This is a genomic window from Kitasatospora aureofaciens (assembly GCF_019192735.1).
Lineage (GTDB): Bacteria > Actinomycetota > Actinomycetes > Streptomycetales > Streptomycetaceae > Kitasatospora > Kitasatospora aureofaciens_A.
This window is the reverse complement of record NZ_JAHTKP010000126.1, coordinates 1-7,229: the sequence shown is the minus strand read 5'-3', so window position 1 is coordinate 7,229 and position 7,229 is coordinate 1. Positions and strand designations below refer to the sequence as shown.

General features: G+C 69.4%; 8 protein-coding genes. 2 read left to right on the top strand and 6 right to left on the bottom strand.

Features of this window, described 5'->3' with window-relative positions; genetic code table 11:
• Window positions 1–161: 161 nt before the first annotated feature.
• Complete coding sequence (locus KV557_RS41155; RefSeq protein ID WP_218207220.1) at window positions 162–1,775, top strand: recombinase family protein; 1,614 nt, start codon at window positions 162–164, stop codon at window positions 1,773–1,775.
• Between the two features lie 55 nt (window positions 1,776–1,830).
• Here the strand turns inward: KV557_RS41155 and KV557_RS43880 are convergent, their stop codons facing one another.
• The 6 genes from KV557_RS43880 to KV557_RS41130 form a co-directional block, all read right to left on the bottom strand.
• A complete protein-coding gene (locus tag KV557_RS43880; RefSeq protein ID WP_256178720.1) occupies window positions 1,831–1,956 on the bottom strand; it encodes a hypothetical protein in 126 nt (41 codons plus the stop codon).
• A 14-nt stretch (window positions 1,957–1,970) separates the two neighbouring features.
• Complete coding sequence (locus KV557_RS41150) at window positions 1,971–3,428, bottom strand: replication initiator (protein WP_256178719.1); 1,458 nt, start codon at window positions 3,426–3,428, stop codon at window positions 1,971–1,973.
• A 158-nt stretch (window positions 3,429–3,586) separates the two neighbouring features.
• Entirely contained in the window at window positions 3,587–3,787 is a 201-nt protein-coding gene (locus KV557_RS41145) for a hypothetical protein (RefSeq protein ID WP_218207215.1), read from the bottom strand.
• Window positions 3,787–5,091: an FtsK/SpoIIIE domain-containing protein gene (locus tag KV557_RS41140; RefSeq protein ID WP_374106733.1), complete on the bottom strand. Its 1,305-nt coding sequence runs from the start codon at window positions 5,089–5,091 to the stop codon at window positions 3,787–3,789. Before KV557_RS41140 ends, KV557_RS41145 begins: the two co-directional genes overlap by 1 nt.
• A complete protein-coding gene (locus KV557_RS41135; protein ID WP_218207213.1) occupies window positions 5,088–5,294 on the bottom strand; it encodes a hypothetical protein in 207 nt (68 codons plus the stop codon). Before KV557_RS41135 ends, KV557_RS41140 begins: the two co-directional genes overlap by 4 nt.
• Window positions 5,294–5,647, bottom strand: a complete 354-nt coding sequence (locus KV557_RS41130) for an SCO3933 family regulatory protein (RefSeq protein ID WP_218207211.1) — start codon at window positions 5,645–5,647, stop codon at window positions 5,294–5,296. Before KV557_RS41130 ends, KV557_RS41135 begins: the two co-directional genes overlap by 1 nt.
• Before the next feature lie 249 nt (window positions 5,648–5,896).
• Here KV557_RS41130 and KV557_RS41125 point away from each other — a divergent pair, with 249 nt between their 5' ends.
• Entirely contained in the window at window positions 5,897–6,685 is a 789-nt protein-coding gene (locus tag KV557_RS41125; protein ID WP_218207210.1) for a GntR family transcriptional regulator, read from the top strand.
• Window positions 6,686–7,229 lie beyond the last annotated feature (544 nt).

Here is a 7,229-nt window from a genome sequence, read left to right as displayed (position 1 = left end):
GCCCCTGTCGGACACATCCGACAGGGGCCGCCTCATGTATAGAGCTACTTGTTGACGACTGTCAGCGGCAGCATCTTCTTGCCCGTGGGGCCGATTTGGATGTGCGTATCCATCTGAGGCTATATGGAGACACGTCTAAAACCGTCGAGGGGGTCACCGACATGGCGAAGCGCACCCGTACGGCCCGCGCCGCACAGCAGAAGGCGTACACGGTCGAGGCCGAATGGACCGCCGCAGATCTGGCGCTGCTGGAAGAGCTGAGGAGAGCTGAGGCCGCCCTTCCTACGGATGCGCCCCGGGCACTGCTCTCAGTCCGGCTGTCCGTGCTCACGGAAGACACCACCTCCCCCGTCCGCCAGGAGCTCGACCTTCGTCGCGAGGCCCTGAACCGGGGATGTCGCGTGGTCGGCGTCGCCAGCGACCTCAACGTGTCGGCCACGAAGGTGCCGCCGTGGAAGCGGAAACAGCTGGGCGACTGGCTGAACAACCGGGTGCCGGAGTTCGACGTGTTGCTGTTCTGGAAGCTCGACCGGTTCATCCGTCGACTGTCCGACCTGAACACGATGATCGACTGGGCGTTGAAGTGCGGGAAGAACCTGGTCTCCAAGCACGACTCGATCGACCTGACCACGGTCGTCGGGAAGATCATGGTCACGCTGATCGGCGGCATCGCGGAGATCGAGGCCAGCAACACGAGCACGCGCGTCGCGAGCCTCTGGGACTACGCGAAAACCCAGTCCGCCTGGCTGGTCGGCAAGCCTGCCTTCGGATACACCACCGAGGAGGACGAGAGCGGGAACGTCGTCCTTGTTATTGAGGCCGACGCGCACAAGGCTCTGCACTGGTGCCGCCGCATGGCCCGTCGAGGCGTCTCCGCCACCCGCATGGTCAAGCTGCTGAAGCGCGCGGGTCTTGCCAGCGACGGCCTCACGGCCACGACCCTACTGCGCCAGCTCCGCAATCCCGCGCTGATGGGCTACCGAGTAGAGGAGGAGAAGAAGGGCGGCGCCCGCCGGTCCAAGCTCGTCCTGGACAAGGCCGGGAAGCCCATCAGGGTCGCAGAGGCCGTCTTCGCCGACGAGGAGTTCCACGAACTCCAAGCGGACCTCGACAAGCGCAGCAAGAACCAGCCTCAACGCCGGCCCGGCGGTGCCACGAAGTTCCTCGGGGTCTTCGTCTGCTTCGACTGCAAGACCAACATGGTTGAGCAGCGGAACCGCGTCAAGGATCGGGTGTACGAGTACCTGCGGTGCCAGGGATGCAAGGGCGGAGGCTTGGGCGCCCCCAACCCCGAGGTGATCAACGCCAAACTCGTCCTCGATGTGCTGTCAGTGCTCGGTGACGAGCCCGTGCAGGTGCGCGAATACGCACGGGGCGCAGAGGCCCGCGCCCAGGTGGCCCAGCTTGAGGAGTCCATCGCCTACTACATGAAGGAGCTGGAGCCCGGCGGCCGGTACGCGAAGACCCGGTTCACCCGCGAACAGGCGGAGGAGACGCTGGACAAGCTGATCACCGAACTCGGGGAGATCGACCCCGAGACCACCGAAGACCGGTGGGTGAACGTGGCCAACGGGAAGACGTTCCGGCAGCAGTGGGAGGAAGGCGGCATCGAGGCGATGGCCTCAGACCTCCTGCGGGTGGGCGTCCGCTGCGAGGTCACCCGCACCAAGGTCAAAGGTCAGCGGGCACCCGCGATCAAGCTGCGACTCAAGATCCCCAAGGACTACCGCGACCGCCTGATCGTCAAGGAAGACGACTTCGCAGGCAAGCTCTGACGCGAGCAGCCGACAGGCGGCAGCCCCCGGTCATCAAGGCCGGGGGCTGCCGTCGTCAGTGCTTAGCGGGGTCGTACGGCTCCTCATTGCCATCGTCGTCCACGATGACGATCTCGCTCCTGATGATCGGCGCCTTCTCCTGCCCCGAAATCCCGGCCCGCTCGACACGGCCTCTCGGCACAGGTGCCGCGCTGGTCACCGCGTCCCACCGGGCCGCTCGGAGCGCTCCACGTCTTCGCGGGCGATCTCCCGATTGGTGGCGAGATCTTCGGCGATGCCCGCTGCGATGAGTGCTTCGGCGACCGTGTGGCCGGTCCCGGCGAAGCGCCAGGCACTTTCGGTAGTGGTGTCGGCGCCCCAGTCGGCGTACAGGTCTCGGACGCCGGCGAGGGTGCGCGCGTGTTCGGCGCGGTCGGTCCGGAGTCGTCCGTACGTGGTGGAGTAGACGCGGGTCTTGGTGAGGCAGTGGCCCCGGTAGCCGAGCATGTGAGCCCAGGCACGCAGGCGCAGGTGTTGCAGTTCGGGCAGTTCGCCGAGTCCCCAGGCGGTGGCGATGAGGGCCCGGATGTGGGGCGTGACGCGTAGCGCTCGGATCTCTGCCAGGTCCGTGATGCGGCGGTCGACGGCGCCGGCGGTTTCAGCGCTCTTGCTCGTGTACTTGGCGACGTAGGCGGCGACCGCGTCGTCAGTGAGTCGTCCGCCGTCCCCATTGGTAAGAGGGTGGGCGTCGAGCTGGGTGCCGAAGCTGAGTCGTCCGTCGCCGTACGCGGCCGATTCGGGGCGCGGCAGGGCCACGGCGGCAGCGGCTGAGTGCACGGTTTCCAGGAGGAGATCCGCCGTTGCCCAGGGCGGGGGCGGGGAGGCCGGCCCGTCGGGGCCGTCGAGGCGGATGACGGCGTGGAAGTGGACGGCGCCGCGCTTTTGGTACTCGGCGACCTTGGCGGTCGAGATCCGGATCAGCTTGCGGATGGCCGTGCGGCCGACGCCGGTCCGGGCGGCGATGTGGTGGTAGAGGTTGTCGCGGAAGGCCTTCCACAGGGCGGGGGCCATGGCGTTCCACAGGATGTGGCCGGGATAGTCGTAGCAGTCGGCGCAGAGCGGCTGTCCGATGAGCGGGTCCGTGTCGGGGTGGGTTCGGCCGCAGCCGTGGCGCCTGCCGTGTTCGCAGTGTCGGCGGCGGGCGGGGTGGCAGGTGCCAGCGCGGTGGACCGGGCCGAACGACGGCGCCGTGAGAGTGACGAACAGGCGCGGGTGCGTTCGGACTGTGTCGGGGATGCCTTTGCCGCCGATGAGGCCGGAGCGGACGAGGTGGAAGGTGTCGCCGCTGTGCTCGCGCGAGCAGGACGGGCAGCGGGTGGCGCGGCGGTTGCGGCAGCGGACGGCGAGCCGGCCGCCGGGTTCGGTGGCGGTCGAGTAGTACCGCAGGACTTCACCGGTGTCGGCGTCGAGGGTGGTGGTGTGGCCGGTGAGGTAGACGGGTTCGGCGCAGCCGCCGGTGGCGTGGATCTGTTCGAGCCAGCGGTTCAGGTCCGGCATCTCGCCGAGGCGGACCAAGTCTCGTTCTATGGAGGGTAGTTGGCGCAGCCGCGCCTCCCGGGAGAGGTAGGCGCGGCGTGCGGTGGGGTTGGTGTACGGGTTGGTGCCAGCGGTCATGGTGGGTGTCTCCAGGGCCAGGGTTCGCCGGGCCCCGGCCGGGCCAGGTTGTGCGTGGCGCGGCCGGGGGTGGCGTTGGGGCGGGTGGAGGGGGTCCGGCGGATCGGGGTTGGGCCGCCGGTGGGGGTTGGGTGGGTTGGCACGGTGATCACTCGCTTTCAGGTGGTGGTGTGGGTGAGGCCTTGGACGATCCAGGTCACGGCGTAGACGATCGGGTCGGTCCAGCCGATGCGGTCGAGGTAGATGGCGAGCACGCCGACCAACAGGACCTGCCAGAAGCGCAGTTCGCCGGAGCGGACCAGGAGGAAGGTGGCGAGGGCCAGGAAGGCGATCAGGATGAGGGCGGCGCCGTTGCTCATCAGAGGTAAACCCCTTCGGTCGGCTCGTCGACGTGGAGGCCGGGCCAGGTCGGGGCGAGGCGGGCGTACTTCCGCGCGGCACGGCGGGCCTGGTCGGGGGTGACGTGGATCGAGCGGGCGCGGAGCCACTGGCCGTCGGTGTCGGCGGTGATGGCGACGCCCTGTTCGGCGAGGGTGATGCGCTGGGCTGCGGCCAGGGCGTCCTTGTTGAGGTCGCCGAGCGCCATCTCCGCCGTGCCCGCGTCGCTCACCCGATGGCAGATGCGGCCGGCCAGCTGCGCCCGCAGGGCGGTGACCCCGGGGCCGAGGTCGGAGCCGACCCGCTGTCCGGCGATGACCAGGTGGATGCCGAGGGCGGCGCCGAGCTGGGACAGGCGCAGGAGGTTCGTGGAGATCTCCCCGACCTCCGCCTTGTCCTCGCGCGTCGCCATCAGGTACAGCTCGGCCACCTCATCGACGATCACGACGACGGGCAGCTTGCGGAGCTTGGCCGGCAGGTCCCAGATCGACCGGGCCCCGACCGAACGACACAACTGCATACGCGCCTCGGTCTCCGCCACCAGCTCCGCGAGCAGCCGGGCAGCTTCCGCCCGGGTGGACGCCAGCGCCGACAACCGGTCCTCGAACAGCGACAGCTCCATGCCGCCCTTGAGATCGATGCCGAACAGGGCGACGCGCTGCGGAGCGAGTTCCCTCACCAGGGAGGCGATGAGGGTGGACTTGCCGGACCGCGTGGCACCGACGATCAGCCAGTGCGGCGCGCGCCGGAAGTCGATCACCCAGGCCCGGCCGTCCTCCAGCAGCCCGACCACCGCCCGCAGCACCCGCTGTTTCAGCTGGTACGGCACGACCGGTGCGCGGAGCGGGTCCCAGGCGAGCGCGGACAGGATGACGAACCCGCGTTCGTCGGAGAACAGCCTCACCGCGTGGACCCGCCAGGCGTGTGTCAGCGCTTCCACGGCGGACAGGAAGTGGTCCGGGACCTGCCCGGGGTGCAGACGCACGGCCACGTCCAGGCCGCCGCGCCGCAGCTTCGGCACACCCAGGCGAGGCGGGACCGGCTTGAGCGGGTCACCGCGGACCACCAGGTCGCCGAGCAGCGCCCGCCCGGGCCGCTTGGCCACCGCGAGCCCGAGGTTCGTGGTCAGCCGCCGCCAGGTGAGACGGACCCTGATCACGGTGACCGGGTAGCCGAGCACGCACCACCAGATGTAGGGGTAGGCGCGCCGCAGCCCCGGGGCCGTGGCGAGCAGGATGAGCACCGTGGCCAGCAGTGCCATCCAGAGGAGCTGCGCGAGGATCACGGCCGCCCCCCGTTCTCCATCGCCGTGTTGTGGGCTTCGGTCTCCAGGTCACGGGCCTGGCCAGCCGCCTTGGCGGCGAGGGTCGCGATGTGGTCGAAGAGCTGGGCACCGCTGCTGTCGGAGGCGAACGGGTTGACCTCTTCGGCCAGGTCGCCGAGTTCACCGAGCAGGCGCCGCAGCCGTGCGCGGGTGGCGGTGCTCATCAGGCGTCACCTCCCTTGCGCGAGGTGGTCTGCGCGGGGGCGGGGACGGGGGTGATGGCGTCGGCACGGAAGGACAGGCCGTGCCGGTCGCCCATCGCCCAGGAGAAGGCGGTCAGGCCGGTGACGTGCACGCGCACGCCCTCCACGACGCCTACCGGTTCGCCGGACACGCTGATCTCGATGATCGAGGCCCGCCGGCCGTCCTGCCGCACCGCGACACCGACCGTGTACACGGTCTGCCCCTCACGGTCCTTCCTCACCTCCCCGGTCTCGCGGTTCGCGATCCGCACCTCCGGGGCGACGATGCAGGTCATCGTGCCGAGCCGGGTTCCGTCCACGGGAATGGACTGCATGAGCGCACACTCCTAGATCACAAAGGCCGTTTAACGTCGATCGTCAAACGTACTCACCTTTGCGCTTCGATGATGCGCCACCTTGACGCCCCGACGCAAGCGATTCATGCTTACGTTTAACGCCTAGCGACTGACGACAGACATAGAGATGCCGCCCAACCAGGGCAAACGACGACACACGAACCCTCGAAAACCACACGACACATGCGACGCGGGCCACCCCGGCGCCCGCACCAAGGGGTCAACACCATGGCGATCATCCGGAACGAGGCCCTGCACAAGCAGGTGGCGGCGGCGATGCGACAGGCGATCGCCACCGGCGAATGGCCCCCCGGAACCCAACTGCCGACGGAAACCGATCTCGCCCAGACCTACGGCGTCTCACGCCCGACCGTCCGCCTCGCCGTCGCCGCCCTGCGCAGCGAAGGCCAGTTGGACGTCAAGCAGGGCCGGGGCACCTTCGTCCGCCCCACCGTCCACGGCCCCTCCGCCACCATGGAGCGCACCGTCACCCTCAGGGGCGGAACCTACGAGACGCCCACCGACGCGTGGTTCGCCCAGGGCGAGGAGCCGGCCGTCTACCGCACCCGCACCGACGCCATCACGGCGCCACTGCTCGACATGGCCGAGGACGAGCTGATGATCGGCGTCGATCGCCTCATCGCCGACCCCGCCGGAGACGGCCGCGCTCTGCACCGCTTCCTGCTCCCCATGGAGCGCATCGAAGGCACTGCTCTTACCGAGCAGCCCGGCGTGGCACCGGCCGAGGCGTACGCGGCACTGGCCGCCGCTGGACGCGAACCGGCCTGGCGCGACCGGGTCAGCGCCCGCGTCCCGCAGCCCGACGAACGGGAAGCCCTCCATCTGTCCGAGGCCGCCGTCCTGTTGGTCGTCCACCGCGTCACCTACGACCGGCCGTCGGGCCTGCCGCTGCTGCTCGAAGAGACCAGGCTCGGCGCCGAGTCCACCGGCCTGACCTTCGACATCGAGGCCCTTAAGCCCAAGCGCGCCACCCAAAGGGCCAAGGCCGCCCACTGACCGCCACACCCCACCGATCAGCCCTCAGCCCCCACGTCCGAGCCAGGGCGCGGGGGCTGTCGCAACTTGCCTTCACTTACTCAAGCGGCGGCGCCGAGCGCCGCCGGGCGGTCCCAGCCGCCTCGGCCGGGCTGCGGCCTGCCGGCCGGTCCCGGCCGGGCGTCTGGCCCGCCCACGAAGAAACGGCCCCCAACAGCGAAGGCGCGAAGGCCCGTTCGCTGCCGCGCGGTGGCCGGGGACGGGCGGCTACGCGGTTTTACCCACCTCCCCGGCCCGGGACCCGAGTCGAGCAAGAACGGGGGGCCACTCGGCCAAATTGCGGTCAGACCCAAAAGCCCTGACCGAGTCGCAACAGCTTACGGCCCCCCGATCATGCCCGACCCCAAACCATGCAGGACACCGGCCAAAACCGCTCCACCGGATGGCGTCCCGTGGAGTGGTGTAGCAAGGATCTTGGAGTAACCCCTGGTCATGGGAGAGCCATCGCGCAACTCTCTGAGTAGAACGGCGAGTTCACCAGGGGGTGCGCGATGGCCTTGTCCCA

Excerpts from the sequence above, each read along its gene's own strand:
- KV557_RS41135 (WP_218207213.1), bottom strand. The coding sequence starts at position 5,294 with ATGAGCACCGCCACCCGCGCACGGCTGCGGCGCCTGCTCGGTGAACTC.
- KV557_RS41155 (WP_218207220.1), top strand. The coding sequence starts at position 162 with ATGGCGAAGCGCACCCGTACGGCCCGCGCCGCACAGCAGAAGGCGTAC.
- KV557_RS41150 (WP_256178719.1), bottom strand. The coding sequence starts at position 3,428 with ATGACCGCTGGCACCAACCCGTACACCAACCCCACCGCACGCCGCGCC.
- KV557_RS41145 (WP_218207215.1), bottom strand. The coding sequence starts at position 3,787 with ATGAGCAACGGCGCCGCCCTCATCCTGATCGCCTTCCTGGCCCTCGCC.
- KV557_RS41130 (WP_218207211.1), bottom strand. The coding sequence starts at position 5,647 with ATGCAGTCCATTCCCGTGGACGGAACCCGGCTCGGCACGATGACCTGC.
- KV557_RS41125 (WP_218207210.1), top strand. The coding sequence starts at position 5,897 with ATGGCGATCATCCGGAACGAGGCCCTGCACAAGCAGGTGGCGGCGGCG.